This window comes from Streptomyces durhamensis (assembly GCF_000725475.1).
Taxonomy (GTDB): Bacteria; Actinomycetota; Actinomycetes; order Streptomycetales; family Streptomycetaceae; genus Streptomyces; species Streptomyces filipinensis.
Genome location: NZ_JNXR01000012.1, coordinates 258,519 through 273,892 on the forward strand (window position 1 = coordinate 258,519; position 15,374 = coordinate 273,892).

The window sequence follows — 15,374 nt, forward strand, 5'->3', positions numbered from 1 at the left end:
CGGGGCATGACGCCCAAGGAGTCCAAAGGACTCGAAGAAGAAGAAAGCGACCGGTCCCCCTCGGAGCCTCCCGCGCACGGCCTCGCCGAACGGATCACCGGCGCCCTCGTCGGAGCCGCCGTCGGTGACGCGCTCGGCGGTCCGGTCGAGGGCTACAGCCCGGAGCAGATCGCCGAGCGCCACGGCGGCCGCGTCCACGGCGTCGTCGGCCCCTGGCACGGCCCCGCCTGGCGCACCGCCCGCCCCCTGGCCCCGTACCACAAGGGCGACGGCCACGTCACCGACGACACCCTGATGACGCACGCGCTGATCCGGGTGTACGACCGCGTCCGCGACCACCTCGACGCGTACGCCGTCGCCGACCACCTGGTCCCGGACCTGATGACGAACCCCCGCTGGATCCCGGAACTGGAGACCGAGACCCTGCCGCTGCACCGCCTCTTCCTCGCCGAGAAGTGGCTCGTGACCCGGCTCGCCTACGGTCATGCCGACCCCCGGGAGGCGGGCGTCGGCAACATCGTCAACTGCGGAGCGGCGATGTACATGGCCCCCGTCGGCCTGGTCAACGCGGCCGACCCGGCCGCCGCCTACGCCGAGGCGCTGGACATCGCCGGCGCGCACCAGTCGTCGTACGGGCGTGAGGCGGCCGGGGTCCTGGCCGCGGCCGTCGCCGCCGCCACGGCACCGGGCGCGACCCCGGAGTCGGTCGTCAGCGCCTGTCTGTCCCTGGCGAAGGACGGCACGCGCGAGGCGATCGAGAAGGTCTGCGAAGTGGCCGCGCGGCACCGGGACTTCGAGTCGGCGCTACGGCCCCTGCGCGCGGCGGTCGCCCCGTACGACACCGTGGGCCCGGACTACCGCGCGCCCTCGCTCGCCGCCCGCCGCCCCTCCCGGCTGCACGCGGTCGAGGAACTGCCCGTCGCCCTGGGCATGCTGCTGGTCTCCGGCGGCGACTACCGGCACGCCGTCCTCGGCGCGGTCAACTACGGCCGCGACTGCGACTCGATCGCCACGATGGCCGGGGCCCTCGCGGGCGCGCTCGGCTCGCCCGTCCCCCAGGACTGGGCGAAGACGGTGGCGGAGGCCAGCCGCCTGGACCTGTGGGAGCCGGCCCGCACGCTCACCGAGGTCGCGCGGGAGGTCTTCCAGCGGGACGTACGCCGGCGGCGCGCCCACGAGCGGGCGTTCGCGGCCCTCGGAGGCACCGGATGCTCCGACTGACCTGGGTCCAGCCGGAGGACCTGCTGGGCCACGAGCTCCGCGAGGCCCGCCTGGACGGGCGGGAGCCGTCGGCGATCGAGGCGCGCTGGCGGGCCGCGGGCGGACCGGACGCCCCGCCCCGGGCGGGAGCGTCGGCCCACCGGGCCTCCCGCTACCTCCGCCTCCTCGCGGAGGACCTGCTGGACGAACTGGCCGACCTGCCCAGCGCGCTCTTCGAGGACGAGCCGACGGACCTCGCCCGCATCAAGTCCCTGTGCCCGGACTGGCCGTCGACGCGGACGAGTTGCGAGGAGCCGTCGTCGCGCGGCTGCGGGCGGTGGATGGCTGATCGCACGGTTCCCGGCGCCCCCTCGGGGCACTCCCTGCCGCCCCGGCCCGCAGGCAGTCGTGCAGCCGCGGCGGCACGGGCGGGCGCAGGCGGCACCCCGTCAGCGCGGGCAAGCGGCACCACCCCCGCGCCGGACCCCACCCCCGCGCCGGCGCCCGCCCCGGCCGCCCTCGAAGCCGCCTGGGTCGGGCGGGCCATCGGCTGCCTGCTCGGCAAACCCGTCGAGAAGCTCCCCCTCGACGGCATCCGCGCCCTCGCCCGGGCAACCGGCAACTGGCCCCTCACCACGTACTTCACGGCCCAGGGCGTCCCGGCGGACCTGCTCGCCCGGTACCCCTGGAACCGCCGCTCCGCCCCCACCTCCCTCGCCGAGAACATCGACGGCATGCCCGAGGACGACGACCTCAACTACCCCCTCCTCAACCTCCTGCTCCTCCAGCGCCACGGGAAGACCTTCACCACCGCGGACGTCGCACGGCTGTGGCTGGACGAACTCCCGCCCGGCCGCACCTTCACCGCCGAACGCATCGCCTACCGCAACCTCCTCTCCGGCGTCGAGCCCCCGCACACCGCCCGCCACCGCAACCCCTTCCGGGAGTGGATCGGCGCCCTGATCCGGGCCGACGTGCACGGCTGGACCAACCCCGGCGACCCGGCCGCCGCCGCCGAACAGGCGCACCGCGACGCGACCCTCACCCACACCGCCAACGGCGTCTACGCGGCGATGTTCACGGCCGCCGTCATCGCCACCGCCGCGACCGGCACCCAGGACGTGCACGCCTGTCTGCGCACCGGCCGGAGCGTGATCCCGCCCCGCTCCCGGCTCGCCCGGGCGATCGGCCACGCCGTCCGGCTGGCCGAGTCCCACGAGGACTTCGACGACGTCGTGGACGCACTCCACGCCCTCCACTCCCCCGCCCACCACTGGGTGCACGCCGTCCCCAACACCGCCCTGATCGCCGCCGCCCTCACCCACGCGGACGGCGACTTCACCGGCGCTGTCTGCCGTGCGGTGTCGGGCGGCCTGGACACCGACTCCGACGGCGCCACGGCCGGCAGCATCGCCGGACTGCTCGCGGGCACTCCCGCCGCCCTCCCCGACCGCTGGCGGGCCCCGCTGAAGAACCGGCTCGCCACCACGGTCGGCGACTTCGACGGCGCCGGCTTCGACACCCTCGCCCACCTCACCCATCTGGAGGCGACCCGCTCATGACCCACATCGTCGTCCTCGGCAGCACGAACATGGATCTCGTCACCTACGTCGCGAAGGCGCCGCAGCGCGGCGAGACCGTGACGGGACGGGAGTTCCGCACGATCCCCGGCGGCAAGGGATCCAACCAGGCGATCGCCGCGGCCCGCGCCGGCGCGACCGTCTCGATGATCGGCGCGGTCGGCAACGACGCCTACGGCCTGCGGCTGCGCGACACCCTCGAACACTCCGGCGTGGACACCGACTTCCTGCGCACGATCGAGGGCCCCTCCGGCACCGCGCACATCGTGGTGGACGACGAGGGCGCCAACTCCATCGTCGTCATCGCGGGCGCGAACGGCACCGTCGACCACCTGGCCCCCGGCGACGAGGGCGTGATCGCCTCCGCCGACGCCCTGCTGCTGCAGCTGGAGATCCCCATGGCCGCGGTCGTCGCGGGCGCGCAGGCGGCGCGCAGGCACGGCGTCCGCACGGTGCTCACCCCGTCCCCGGCCCAGCCCCTGCCGCCCGAACTGCTCGCCGCGACCGACCTGTTGGTGCCCAACGAGTACGAGGCGGTCACCCTCACCGGCCGCACCGACCCGCGCGAGGCCGCCACCGCTCTGCTGGACCTGGTGCCGGAGGTCGTCGTCACCCTGGGCGCGACCGGCAGCCTCTATCTGGCCCGGGGCGCCGAGCCGCTCGTGATCCCAGCGCCGCAGGTGACCGCCGTCGACTCCACGGGCGCCGGCGACACCTTCGCCGGCGCGCTCTCGGTGGCCCTCGCCGAGGAGAAACCCGTGCGGGAGGCCCTGTCCTGGGCGGCGGCCGCCGCGGCGATCTCCGTCCAGCGGGCCGGGGCGTCGGCGTCGATGCCGTACCGCCCGGAGATCGACGCCCAGTGCACCGCATGAGTACGCCGGCCCCGCCGCTGTCGGGGCTGCGGGTGCTGGACCTGGCGACCCTGTTCGCGGGCCCGCTGGCCGCCACGCACCTCGGCGACTTCGGCGCCGAGGTGATCAAGGTCGAGCATCCGCGCCGCCCGGACCCCTCCCGCGGGCACGGCCCGGCCAAGGGCGGCGTCGGCCTGTGGTGGAAGGTGCTCGGCCGCAACAAGCGGACCGTCACCGCGGACCTGTCCTCGCCCGGCGGCCGTGCCGTCCTGCTCCGGCTCGCCGCCACCGCCGACGTGGTGATCGAGAACTTCCGCCCCGGCACCCTGGAGAAGTGGGACCTCGGCTGGGCCGAGCTGTCCGCGGCCAACCCGCGGCTGGTCCTCACCCGGGTCACCGCCTTCGGCCAGTTCGGCCCCTACGCCCGCCGCCCCGGCTTCGGCACCCTCGCCGAGGCGATGAGCGGTTTCGCCGCGCTCACCGGCGAACCGGACGCACCGCCGACTCTCCCGCCGTTCGGGCTCGCGGACTCGGTCGCCGGCCTGGCGACCGCCTGCGCCGTGCTCACCGCGCTGGCCGCACGGGAGCGCACCGGCGCCGGGCAGGTCGTCGACATGGCGATCATCGAGCCGATCCTGTCCGTCCTCGGCCCCCACCCCACCTGGTACGACCAGCTCGGGCATGTGCAGGAACGCACCGGCAACCGCTCCGCAAACAACGCCCCGCGCAACACCTACCGCACCGCCGACGGCCTCTGGGTCGCCGTCTCCACCTCCGCCCAGTCGGTCGCGGAGCGGGTGATGCGCCTGGTGGGCCGCCCGGAGCTGATCGAGGAACCGTGGTTCGCCACCGGCGCCGACCGCGCCGCGCACGCCGACGTGCTCGACGAGGCGGTCGGCTCCTGGATCGCCGTCCGCACCCGCGCCGAGGTGCTCGCCGCCTTCGAGAAGGCCGAGGCCGCGGCGGCCCCGGTCCACGACGTCCGGGACGTCCTCGCCGATCCCCAGTACCAGGCCCTGGACACGATCACCACGGTCCACGACCCCGAACTGGGCCCGCTGCGCATGCAGAACGTGCTCTTCCGGCTCTCCGCGACACCTGGCGCGATCCGCTGGGCCGGCCGCCCGCACGGGGCCGACACCGACGCCGTCCTCACCGAGCTGGGCCTCACCCCGGCCGAGATCGCCGCCCTGCGCACGGAGGGAGCCCTGTGACCCGGGCCCCGCTCACCTGGCTCTACGTCCCCGGCGACCGCCCGGCCGTGGTGGCCAAGGCGCTGGTCGCGGGCGCCGACGTGGTGGTGATCGACCTGGAGGACGCGGTCGCCCAGGACCGCAAGGAGTACGCCCGCGCGGCCACGGCCGACCTCCTCACCGAGCTCCAGCCGGTCCCGGTGCACGTCCGGGTCAACGCCCCGGACGGCCCCTGGGCCGCCGCCGACCTGGCCGCCCTGGCCGCGCTTCCCGGCCTCTCGGGCCTGCGTCTGCCGAAGGTGACCGGCCCGGAGCAGATCAGACAGGTCGCCGCGGTCACCCCCGTCCCCCTGTACGCCCTGCTGGAGTCGGCCCTCGGCGTCGAGCACGCCTACGCGATCGCCACCGCGCACCCCGCCCTGCGCGGCATCGCACTCGGCGAGGCGGACCTGCGGGCCGACCTCGGGGTACGGGCCGACGCGGGCCTCGACTGGCCGCGCTCCCGGGTGGTCGTCGCCGCCCGAGCGGCCCGTCTGGCCCCACCGCCCCAGTCGGTCCACCCCGACATCCGCGACCTGGACGGACTCGCCGCCTCCTGCGCCCACGGTCGCGCCCTCGGCTTCCTGGGCCGCGCCGCGATCCACCCGCGGCAGCTGCCGGTGATCGAACGGGCCTACCTGCCCACACCGGCGGAGATCGAGCACGCGGAGACGATCCTCAAGGCGGCGGCCGTGAAGGAGGGCGCCCAGGCCCTGCCCGACGGCCGCTTCATCGACGCGGCGGTGGTGGCCATGGCCCAGCGGGCCTTGTCCTCGGCCCGCCGGCGATGACGACCGGGCGCCCGCACACGCCGAGGGCGCCCGGAACGGACTCCGGGCGCCCTCGGCGTCGTACGACCAGCCGTCAGCTCTTCTTCGTCGCCGATCCGGCCTCGTCCTTCGTCTCCGCGTCGGAAGCCTCGGTCGCGTCCTCGGCCTTGTCCTCGGTCTTGTCCCGGGTCTTGTCCTCGGCCTCGGCAGCCGCGTCCGGCTCGTCACCGGCCGCCCCGGAAACGGCCTCCGGCTCGACCACGGCTTCCCTGCCCGGCCGCTTCTTCGCCGACACGACGAAGTACGTCACCGCGAGCACGAACACGATCAGCGCGGTCCAGACGTTGAGGCGGACGCCCAGGATGTGGTGGGCGTCGTCGACGCGCATGTACTCGATCCAGCTGCGACCGGCGCAGTACGCGGCGACGTACAGGGCGAACGCCCGGCCGTGGCCCAGCGTGAAGCGGCGGTCGGCCCAGATGACCAGGAGGGCGACGCCGACACACCACAGGGACTCGTAGAGGAAGGTCGGGTGGTAGTAGCCCGGCACCCGGCCGCCCTCGGAGGAGGTGATGTGCAGGGCCCATGGAACGTGCGTCTCATGGCCGTACAGCTCCTGGTTGAACCAGTTGCCCCAGCGGCCGATGGCCTGGGCGAAGGCGATGCCGGGGGCGACGGCGTCGGCGTACGCCGGCATCGGGATGCCCCGGCGGCGCGCGCCGATCCACGCGCCGAGCCCGCCGAGCGCGATCGCGCCCCAGATGCCGAGGCCGCCCTCCCACACCTTGAAGGCGTCCACCCAGTCACGGCCGTCGCTGAAGTACAGCTCGTAGTCCGTGATCACGTGGTACAGCCGGCCGCCGACCAGACCGAACGGCACCGCCCAGACCGCGATGTCGGCAACCGTGCCGGCCCGCCCGCCGCGGGCGATCCAGCGTTTGTTGCCGAGCCAGACGGCCACGAAGACGCCGATGATGATGCAGAAGGCGTAGCCGCGCAGCGGGATGGGTCCGAGGTACAGCACCCCGCGCGACGGGCTGGGAATGTAGGAAAGTTCCATGGCAGGTCCGACGCTACCGTGCCGGGCCGTGGGGGCGGCAAGCAGCCCGGCTACGGGTCCATAACGGGGGCGTGAGAAAAGGCGGACGGTTCCGGGGGACGTCCTTACCCGCGGGCGGCCGCCTCCACCATCTGCTTGAGCTTGGCCGGGGTCATGGTCTGGTCCTGGTAGATGTTCTTCCCGCCGAGCAGGACCGTGGGCGTGCCGGTGAAGCCGCCGCCCTGGAAGGCCTTGTGTGACTTGTTCACCCAGCTGTCGTGGGTGCCGTCCTTCACGCACTTCTGGAAGGCGGGGGTGTTCAGGCCGCCGACCTTTCCGGACAGCTCGATCAGCTTGGCGTTGTCGCTGAACGCGTCGTCGGTCTCCTTGGGCTGGTTCGCGTACAGCACGTCGTGGTAGTCGCGGAACCTGCCGGCGTCCTGGGCGCAGGCCGCGGCGTTGGCCGCGCGCAGGGAGCCGGTGCCGCCGAGATTGCCGTCGATCAGCCGGACCAGGTGGTAGTCGATCCTGAGCTTGCCGGAGTCGACCAGTTCGTGGAGCGTCGGGCGGTAGGCGACCTCGAAGGCCTGGCAGGCCGGGCAGCGCAGGTCCTCCCAGACGGTGAGCGTCGACCTGGCGCCGTCCTTGCCGACCGGGATCGCGAGGCTGTCCTTGCCCTGCGCGCCCGAGGGTGCCACGACCGGGCCCGCCTTCTGGCCGCCCTTTTCCTTGCCGGCGTTCGCGGCGAGCACGCCGATCACCGCCGCGAGGCCCAGGACGCAGACGACGCTGGCGCCCACGATGAGCGTGCGCCGCCGCTTGTCCGCGGCCTTCTGCTTCTCGCGCTCGACCGCCAGCCGCTCCCGGGCGGTGCGCTTTCCGTCACGGTTGTCACTCACACCCCCAGAACGAACCGGGGAGGCGCAGCGCGCCTCCCCGGCCTCAGGTCCACTCGTTCGAGTGACCGAATCTTCCGTTGTGGGCGACTACGGCCGATTACCAGCCGATAACCGACCGACTACTGACGGTTACGCCTGTCCGCGCACGCCCTTCGCCAGCTCCCCGGCCAGCTCGCGCACCGCCGCGAGCCCCGACGCGTGGTCGGGGGCGTCCAGCATCCGCTTCACGAACGCCGAGCCGACGATGACGCCGTCGGCGAAGCCCGCGACCTCGGCGGCCTGGGCGCCGTCGGAGACCCCGAGCCCGACGCAGACGGGCAGCTCGGTGCCGGTGGCGCGGGTGCGCTCGACCAGGTTCTGGGCCTGTGCGCCGACGGATGCGCGGGTGCCGGTGACCCCCATCAGCGAGGCCGCGTAGACGAAGCCGCTGCCCGCCGCGGTGATCTCGGCCAGCCGCTCGTCCTTGCTGCTCGGCGCCACGACGAAGACCGTCGCGAGACCGTGCTTCTCGGCGTGCTGCCGCCACAGCGCCGACTCCTGGACGGGCAGGTCGGGCAGGATGCAGCCGGCGCCGCCCGCCTCGGCCAGCTCGGCGGTGAACCGTTCGACGCCGTAGCGGTCGATGGGGTTCCAGTACGTCATGACGAGCACGGGCTTGCCGGTGGCCGTGTGCGCCTCGCGCACCGTCCGCATGACGTCGGCGATCTTGACGCCGCCCCGCAGGGCGATGTCGTCGGCGGTCTGGATGACCGGTCCGTCGAGAACGGGGTCGCTGTGCGGCAGCCCCACCTCCACGACATCCGCCCCGCCGTCGAAGGCGGCCTTGATCGCCTCGATGCCGCCGTCCACGGTCGGGAACCCGGCCGGGAGGTAGGCGATGAGCGCGGACCGGCCCTCGGCCCTGGCGGCGGCCAGGGTGTCCGCCAGCAGCCGTGCCTTCGTGCTGTTCAACGCGGCCCCGCTCACTTGGCGTCCCCCTCGATCTCCGCGGTGTCGGCCTGGTCGGCGGCCACCTCGGCGTCGGTGTCGTAGAGCCCGAAGTAGCGGGCGGCGGTGTCCATGTCCTTGTCGCCGCGGCCGGAGAGGTTGACGACGATCAGACCGTCCTTGCCCAGCTCCCGGCCGACCTCCAGGGCGCCGGCCAGGGCGTGGGCGCTCTCGATGGCCGGGATGATCCCCTCGGTGCGGGACAGCAGGCGCAGGGCCTGCATGGCCGCGTCGTCGGTGATCGCGCGGTACTCGGCCCGGCCGGAGTCCTTCAGGTAGGAGTGCTCCGGTCCGATGCCCGGGTAGTCCAGGCCCGCCGAGATCGAATACGGCTCGGTGATCTGGCCCTCCTCGTCCTGCAGGACGTAGGAACGGGAGCCGTGCAGGATGCCGGGCTCGCCCGCGGTCAGGGTGGCCGCGTGCTCGCCGGTCTCGATGCCGTGTCCGGCCGGCTCGCAGCCGATGAGGCGGACGCCCTCGTCGGGGATGAAGGCGTGGAAGAGGCCGATGGCGTTGGAGCCGCCGCCGACACAGGCGACGGCGGCGTCGGGGAGGCGGCCGGCGCGCTCCAGCAGCTGGCGGCGGGCCTCGACGCCGATGACCCGGTGGAAGTCGCGGACCATGGCCGGGAACGGGTGCGGACCGGCGACGGTTCCGAAGAGGTAGTGGGTGTGATCGACATTGGCGACCCAGTCGCGGAACGCCTCGTTGATGGCGTCCTTCAGGGTGCGGCTGCCGGACTTCACCGCGACGACCTCGGCGCCGAGCATGCGCATCCGGGCCACGTTCAGGGCCTGCCTCTTGGTGTCGACCTCGCCCATGTAGATGGTGCAGTCGAGGCCGAAGAGGGCGCAGGCGGTGGCCGTGGCGACCCCGTGCTGGCCGGCGCCGGTCTCGGCGATGACCCGCGTCTTGCCCATCCGCTGGGTGAGCAGGGCCTGGCCGAGCACGTTGTTGATCTTGTGGGAGCCGGTGTGGTTGAGGTCCTCGCGCTTGAGGAACACGCGGGCGCCTCCGGCGTGTTCGGCGAAGCGGGGAACCTCGGTCAGGGAGCTGGGGCGGCCGGTGTAGTTCACCAGCAGGTCGTCGAGCTCGCGGGCGAACTCGGGGTCCTGCTTGGCCTTGTCGTACTCGACGGCGACCTCGTCGACGGCGGCCACGAGGGCCTCCGGGATGAACTTGCCGCCGAACGCGCCGAAATAGCCCTCGGTGCTGGGGACCTGACCCTCCGGGTCAGGGAAGAAGAAATCGCTGGGCATGCCAGAACCTCACGGTGAGTGTGTGGACAACACGGTTCGCCGTGGGGGCGGAGCTCGTCGGACGACCTCAGGCCGGGTGCGGCCGGTCGCGCAGTTCCCCGCGCCCCTCGGGGGCGCGCTGCCATCGGCGTCCGTTCACCTGACCGGGCTCGTCACCGATGACGTACCGCACGCGACGGCCGTGGACGCGCCTGGCCGGGGCGCGGCAGCCCCGCGGGCGGCAGCCGCGCGCCAGGCGGGCGTGCCGGTCCACGGTCGTCACGGTGAGAGTCATCGGATCCAGCCTACCGGCGGTCAGCCTCGCCCGTGCCGCAGCGCGGGGTGTTCGCCCGCGGCGACCAGGTCGGCGACGGCGGTCTTCGGGTCACGGCCGGTGACCAGGGACTCGCCGACGAGGACCGCGTCGGCGCCGGCGTTGGCGTAGGCGATCAGGTCGTGCGGGCCGCGGACACCGGATTCGGCGACCTTGACGAGGCGGTCCGGGATCTCCGGCGCGACCCGCTCGAACGTGCCGCGGTCGACCTCCAGCGTCTTCAGGTTGCGCGCGTTGACGCCGATGATCTTGGCGCCCGCGTCCACGGCACGCTCCACCTCGTCCTCGTCGTGCACCTCGACCAGCGGGGTCAGACCGATCGACACCGCCCGCTCGATCAGCGACTCCAGGGCCGGCTGGTCCAGGGCGGCGACGATCAGCAGCGCGAGGTCGGCGCCGTAGGCCCGGGCCTCCCACAGCTGGTACGAGGTGACGATGAAGTCCTTGCGCAGGACCGGGATGTCCACGCGCGCGCGGACGGCCTCCAGGTCGGCCAGCGAGCCGCCGAAGCGGCGCTGTTCGGTGAGGACGGAGATGACGGCCGCGCCGCCCGCCTCGTAGTCCGCGGCCAGCCCGGCCGGGTCGGCGATCGCTGCCAGCGCGCCCTTGGAGGGGCTGGAGCGCTTGACCTCGCAGATCACCTTCACGCCGTCGCCCTTGAGCGCGGCCACCCCGTCCTTCGCGGCGGGGGCCTTGGCCGCGCGCTCCTTGAGCTCGTCGAGGCTGACGCGTGCCTGCCGCTCCGCGAGGTCGGCACGGACTCCGTCGATGATCTCGTCGAGCACACTCACGCGAGCGGCCCCCTTTCAGACGGTGGTTCCTTCAGGCTGGGAAAACCTGTGGTCACTGCGATGGTATCCGCAGCAGCGCGGAGCCCTCGCATCCGGTGGACGCCGGTCCCACTCCCTGGACGTCCCCCGCTCGGTCAGGGATGCAGCCAGCCGCCCGACGGCAGGTTCCGGACGGCCGTGAACACCAGCAGCACCGTGCCGGCCGCCCACAGGTGCGCCGGTCCCAGGCCCACCCGCAGGGGCCGGCCGCGGGCCGCGCGGACCACCCACACGGCCCACAGCACGGCGAAGCCCACGTAGGCGGCCACGCCCAGCGCGTTGTCGCGCAGGGCGGTGAGGAGGTCGCCGTGGACGAAGGCGTGCGCGCTGCGCAGGCCGCCGCAGCCGGGGCAGTACAGGCCGGTGAGCCGGTACAGCGGGCAGACCGGGTAGTGACCGGGTTCGTTCGGGTCGACGGCACCGACGTAGGCGAAGGCCGCGGCGACGGCCGCGAGGACGGCCGCCGGGACGGCCAGGCGCCGCCACACGGGTACGGACGCGGTGGGCCAGGGGGCGGTCCGCGGCAGGGGGTGACTGTCGGCGTTCACCCGAGCATTGTCCCCTCCGGGCCGGTGGCGTGCGCGGTGGAACGCCCGAGGGGCGGCCCGCACCCTGTGCCAGGTGCCGGGCCGCCCCTCGGGGAAGCAGACAGGTGCGCTCAGCTCTCCGCGCCGGCCGGCTCGCGGGTCGCGAGGGGGCCGTCGGCCATCTTGAGGGGCTTCGGGTCCGCGCCGAGGCCCATGGCCTTCATGATGCCGCCGACCACAGCGCCGCCGAGGATGAGCACCATGCCGGCCCAGAAACCGACGGTGTTGGCCATCACCATGAAGGCGCCCGCGACGCAGAAACCGATGAAGGAAATGATGACACCGGTCCAGGCGGCCGGGGTGTGACCGTGGCCGTGGCTGCTGCCCGCCATGTCTGTGCTCCTCGTTGCTGTGTACGTGTCCCAGGGGAGCGTCGTACGTGTCGTACCGCTCCGAGCCCGCCCGTCACTGTCCGAGCCGGACGCTCGTCGTCCATTGTCCCGTACGCGCGCCCGTGCCGGACGCGGGGGTGGCGTCTGTTTCACCACACCCGCGGTGCGGGTCACGCCCCCGTCGGGTCCTCGCCCCGGTCCAGGGCCTTCCAGATCTCCTCGGGCCGCTCCGGGTCGACCGGCCGGGCCGTGCGGCGCGGGCGGTCGGTGCCGCGCTCGTAGCGGCCCGACATGGCGGGCCACAGGCTGCCGTAGCGCAGCGCGAGCAGGCCGGCCAGCAGGATCAGCGCGCCGCCGGCGGCCGCGACGTACGGCCAGCCGGTGTGGCTGAGCGCGGCGACGGTGGCGGAGGTGTCGCCGCTCGCCTGGGCGGCCTTCTCGTCCAGCGCGGAGCTGTCGGAGGCGGCCACGAGGGCGGCGGCGGTGATGCCCGCGCCGGACAGGGTGAGCAGTGCGGCGACGACGACGCGGCCGGCCCGGCGGACGGCGAAGACGGCGACGAGCGCGGCGAGGCCCACTATGGCGAGGGCCGCGGGGACGCCCGTGACGTCGCTGCCCTTGGCGGTGAGCGGAAACGCGCCGCCGGCCACCGTCGCGGTGCCCGCCGCCCAGCGCTGCCGGGTCGCGAGCAGCGTCACGGCCGCGCCGAGCGCGCCGCACAGGAGGGCCACGGCGAGGCTGCGGCGGCCGGACCGGGCGGGCGCGGCGGCCTGGGTACGGGGGTGAGGTACAGCAGTCACGTACTCCACTATCGCCTGAACCCCGGGCGAACCGTCACCCGGGGTTCGTATGAGAAGCGCCCCACTCAGCCGGAAGCGCCCTGCCTGCCCAGCCGGTTGGCCGTGTGCACCGCCCGCAGGACCGCCGCCGCCTTGTTGCGGCACTCCTGGTCCTCCGCCACCGGGTCGGAGTCGGCGACGATGCCGGCCCCGGCCTGGACGTAGGCGGTGCCGCCCCGCAGGAGGGCCGTGCGGATGGCGATCGCGGTGTCGGAGTCGCCGGCGAAGTCCAGATAGCCGACGCAGCCGCCGTACAGGCCGCGCCGGGACGGCTCCAGCTCGTCGATGATCTGCATCGCGCGGGGCTTGGGGGCGCCGGAGAGGGTGCCCGCCGGGAAGCACGCGGTGAGCACGTCGAAGGCGGTGCGGCCCTCGGCCACCCTGCCGGTGACGGTGGAGACGATGTGCATCACGTGCGAGTAGCGCTCGATGGACATGAAGTCGACCACCTCGACCGAGCCGGGCTCGCAGACCCGGCCGAGGTCGTTGCGCCCGAGGTCGACGAGCATCAGGTGCTCGGCGCGCTCCTTGGGGTCGGCGAGCAGCTCCTCGGCGAGGGCCTGGTCCTGCTGCGGGGTGGCGCCGCGGGGGCGGGTGCCGGCGATGGGGTGGACCATCGCCCGCCCGTCCTCGACCTTCACCAGGGCCTCGGGGGACGAGCCGACGACGTCGAACCCGTCGAAGCGGAACAGGTACATGTACGGCGACGGGTTCGTGGCCCGCAGGACGCGGTAGACGTCCAGCGCGCTCGCCGTGCACGGGGTCTCGAAGCGCTGGGAGGGCACCACCTGGAAGGCCTCGCCCGCGCGGATGCGCTCCTTGATGTCCTCGACGGCCACCCGGAAGTCGGGGCCGCCCCACAGCGCGGTGTACTCGGGCAGCTCGGAGGGCGGCAGGACGGCCGGGGGCTGGGGGACCGCGCGCGCGAGGTCGGCCTCCATGGCGTCGAGCCGGGCCACGGCGTCGGCGTAGGCCTCGTCCACCCCGGTGTCGAGGTCGTTGTGGTTGATCGCGTTGGCGATCAGCAGGACCGAGCCCTCCCAGTGGTCCATGACGGCGAGGTCGCTGGTCAGGAGCATGGTCAGCTCGGGGAGCCGCAGGTCGTCGCGCTCCCCGGGGCCGATCTTCTCCAGGCGGCGGACGATGTCGTAGCCCAGGTAGCCGACCATGCCGCCGGTGAAGGGCGGCAGGCCGTCCTGGTGCGGGGTGTGCAGGGCCTGGATCGTGGCGCGCAGGGCCGCCAGGGGGTCGCCGTCGACCGGGACGCCGACCGGCGGGGTGCCGAGCCAGTGGGCCTGCCCGTCCCGCGCGGTGAGCGTGGCGGCGCTGCGGACGCCCACGAAGGAGTACCGGGACCACGAGCGGCCGTTCTCCGCGGACTCCAGGAGGAAGGTCCCGGGGCGCTCGGCGGCCAGTTTGCGGTAGAGCGCGACCGGGGTGTCGCCGTCGGCGAGGAGCTTGCGCGTGACCGGGATGACGCGCCGGTCGGTGGCGAGCTTGCGGAAGGTCTCTAGGTCCATGGCGGCTGACCTTACTGATCAGTGGTCGGGACGGCGGAACCGGCGTCCTTGAGGAGCACGTCCTCGTCGAAGCAGGTGCGCGCGCCGGTGTGGCAGGCCGCGCCCACCTGGTCGACCTTGACCAGCACGGTGTCGGCGTCGCAGTCCAACGCGACCGACTTCACCCACTGGAGGTGGCCCGAGGTGTCGCCCTTGACCCAGTACTCCTGGCGGCTGCGCGACCAGTAGGTGCAGCGGCCGGTGGTCAGCGTGCGATGCAGCGCCTCGTCGTCCATCCAGCCGAGCATGAGCACCTCGCCGGTGTCGTACTGCTGGGCGATGGCGGGCAGGAGGCCGTCGGCGCTGCGCTTGAGGCGGGCGGCGATCTCCGGGTCGAGGCTGCTGGGCCGGGGTGCCCCGGTCGTACTGGTCATGGGTGCCATTGTGCCGCGCGGGTACGACAGCGCCGGTGCCGTGTCCACTGCGCGGACTCGGCGGCTGGTCGTAGGCTGACTGCATGTCGACCTTTGCCAAGCGTGAACGGCTGCTGCTCGCCGACCTCTTGGAGACCGTCGGTCCGGACGCCGAGACCCTCTGCGAGGGCTGGCGGACCCGGGACCTGGCCGCACATGTGATCGTGCGCGAGCGCCGCCCGGACGCGGCCGGAGGCGCGCTGATCAAACAGCTCGCGCCGCGCCTGGAGAAGGTGATGGCCGAGTACACCGCGAAGCCGTACGAGGAGCTCATCCAGCTGATCCGGACCGGTCCGCCGCGTTTCTCGCCCTTCCAGCTCAAGCAGATCGACGAGGCGGCCAACATCGTGGAGTTCTACGTCCACACCGAGGACGTCCGCCGTGCCCAGCCGGACTGGAGCCCGCGTGAGCTGGACCCGGTCTTCCAGGACACCCTGTGGTCCCGGCTGGAGCGCACCGCGCGGCTGGTGGGCCGGGGTGTGCCGACGGGCCTGGTGCTGCGCCGCCCGGACGGGCAGACGGCGGTGGCGCACCGGGGTGCGCCGGTGGTGACGGTGACCGGAGAGCCGTCGGAGCTGCTCATGTTCGCGTTCGGCCGGCAGAACACGGCGAAGGTGCAGGTGGACGGCGAGGCGGACGCGATCGCCAAGCTGCACGAGTCCAAGCAGCTGGGCCTCTGACCGG

General features: G+C 73.7%; 17 protein-coding genes. 6 read left to right on the forward strand and 11 right to left on the reverse strand.

Annotation, left to right across the window (positions count from 1 at the left end; genetic code table 11):
* Positions 1-6: 6 nt before the first annotated feature.
* The 5 genes from IO33_RS0118840 to IO33_RS0118860 are packed head-to-tail and all read left to right on the forward strand — an operon-like array spanning position 7 to position 5,654.
* The gene (locus IO33_RS0118840; protein WP_031166364.1) at positions 7-1,221 is read left to right on the forward strand and encodes an ADP-ribosylglycohydrolase family protein; all 1,215 of its coding nucleotides are present in this window, start codon (positions 7-9) and stop codon (positions 1,219-1,221) included.
* Positions 1,209-2,762, forward strand: coding sequence for an ADP-ribosylglycohydrolase family protein (locus tag IO33_RS0118845; RefSeq protein ID WP_031166367.1), 1,554 nt, complete (start codon positions 1,209-1,211; stop codon positions 2,760-2,762). Before IO33_RS0118840 ends, IO33_RS0118845 begins: the two co-directional genes overlap by 13 nt.
* Positions 2,759-3,652 carry a ribokinase gene (gene rbsK, locus IO33_RS0118850; protein WP_031166369.1) on the forward strand — a complete coding sequence of 298 codons (894 nt, stop codon included), beginning with the start codon at positions 2,759-2,761 and terminating at the stop codon, positions 3,650-3,652. The genes IO33_RS0118845 and rbsK overlap by 4 nt, the downstream gene beginning before the upstream one ends.
* Complete coding sequence (locus IO33_RS0118855; RefSeq protein WP_031166371.1) at positions 3,649-4,845, forward strand: CaiB/BaiF CoA transferase family protein; 1,197 nt, start codon at positions 3,649-3,651, stop codon at positions 4,843-4,845. The genes rbsK and IO33_RS0118855 overlap by 4 nt, the downstream gene beginning before the upstream one ends.
* Positions 4,842-5,654, forward strand: coding sequence for an HpcH/HpaI aldolase/citrate lyase family protein (locus tag IO33_RS0118860; RefSeq protein WP_031166373.1), 813 nt, complete (start codon positions 4,842-4,844; stop codon positions 5,652-5,654). Before IO33_RS0118855 ends, IO33_RS0118860 begins: the two co-directional genes overlap by 4 nt.
* Positions 5,655-5,727: 73 nt before the next feature.
* Here the strand turns inward: IO33_RS0118860 and lgt are convergent, their stop codons facing one another.
* From lgt to hisI, 11 genes are all read right to left on the reverse strand, one after another.
* Entirely contained in the window at positions 5,728-6,693 is a 966-nt protein-coding gene (lgt, locus tag IO33_RS0118865) for a prolipoprotein diacylglyceryl transferase (RefSeq protein ID WP_031166376.1), read from the reverse strand.
* A gap of 104 nt (positions 6,694-6,797) precedes the next feature.
* The gene (locus IO33_RS0118870; protein WP_031166378.1) at positions 6,798-7,571 is read right to left on the reverse strand and encodes a DsbA family protein; all 774 of its coding nucleotides are present in this window, start codon (positions 7,569-7,571) and stop codon (positions 6,798-6,800) included.
* Positions 7,572-7,700: 129 nt separating this feature from the next.
* Entirely contained in the window at positions 7,701-8,522 is an 822-nt protein-coding gene (gene trpA / locus IO33_RS0118875; RefSeq protein WP_031166380.1) for a tryptophan synthase subunit alpha, read from the reverse strand.
* A gap of 11 nt (positions 8,523-8,533) precedes the next feature.
* Positions 8,534-9,817, reverse strand: a complete 1,284-nt coding sequence (gene trpB, locus IO33_RS0118880) for a tryptophan synthase subunit beta (RefSeq protein ID WP_031166382.1) — start codon at positions 9,815-9,817, stop codon at positions 8,534-8,536.
* 67 nt (positions 9,818-9,884) lie between these two features.
* Complete coding sequence (gene trpM / locus IO33_RS0118885) at positions 9,885-10,091, reverse strand: tryptophan biosynthesis modulator TrpM (RefSeq protein WP_031166385.1); 207 nt, start codon at positions 10,089-10,091, stop codon at positions 9,885-9,887.
* A gap of 20 nt (positions 10,092-10,111) precedes the next feature.
* Positions 10,112-10,921: an indole-3-glycerol phosphate synthase TrpC gene (gene trpC, locus IO33_RS0118890; protein ID WP_031166387.1), complete on the reverse strand. Its 810-nt coding sequence runs from the start codon at positions 10,919-10,921 to the stop codon at positions 10,112-10,114.
* Between the two features lie 134 nt (positions 10,922-11,055).
* A complete protein-coding gene (locus tag IO33_RS0118895) occupies positions 11,056-11,487 on the reverse strand; it encodes a DUF2752 domain-containing protein (protein WP_051926863.1) in 432 nt (143 codons plus the stop codon).
* A gap of 131 nt (positions 11,488-11,618) precedes the next feature.
* Positions 11,619-11,879, reverse strand: coding sequence for an HGxxPAAW family protein (locus IO33_RS0118900; RefSeq protein ID WP_031166392.1), 261 nt, complete (start codon positions 11,877-11,879; stop codon positions 11,619-11,621).
* Between the two features lie 170 nt (positions 11,880-12,049).
* Complete coding sequence (locus IO33_RS0118905; RefSeq protein WP_031166394.1) at positions 12,050-12,688, reverse strand: TIGR02234 family membrane protein; 639 nt, start codon at positions 12,686-12,688, stop codon at positions 12,050-12,052.
* A gap of 56 nt (positions 12,689-12,744) precedes the next feature.
* Positions 12,745-14,238, reverse strand: coding sequence for an anthranilate synthase component I (locus IO33_RS0118910; RefSeq protein ID WP_031166397.1), 1,494 nt, complete (start codon positions 14,236-14,238; stop codon positions 12,745-12,747).
* An 11-nt stretch (positions 14,239-14,249) separates the two neighbouring features.
* Positions 14,250-14,651 (reverse strand): phosphoribosyl-AMP cyclohydrolase, encoded by a 402-nt coding sequence (gene hisI, locus IO33_RS0118915; protein WP_031166400.1) that lies wholly within the window; start codon positions 14,649-14,651, stop codon positions 14,250-14,252.
* A gap of 83 nt (positions 14,652-14,734) precedes the next feature.
* On the opposite strand from hisI, the gene IO33_RS0118920 reads away from it, so the two are divergent.
* Entirely contained in the window at positions 14,735-15,370 is a 636-nt protein-coding gene (locus tag IO33_RS0118920) for a TIGR03085 family metal-binding protein (protein ID WP_031166402.1), read from the forward strand.
* The last annotated feature ends 4 nt before the right edge of the window (positions 15,371-15,374 follow it).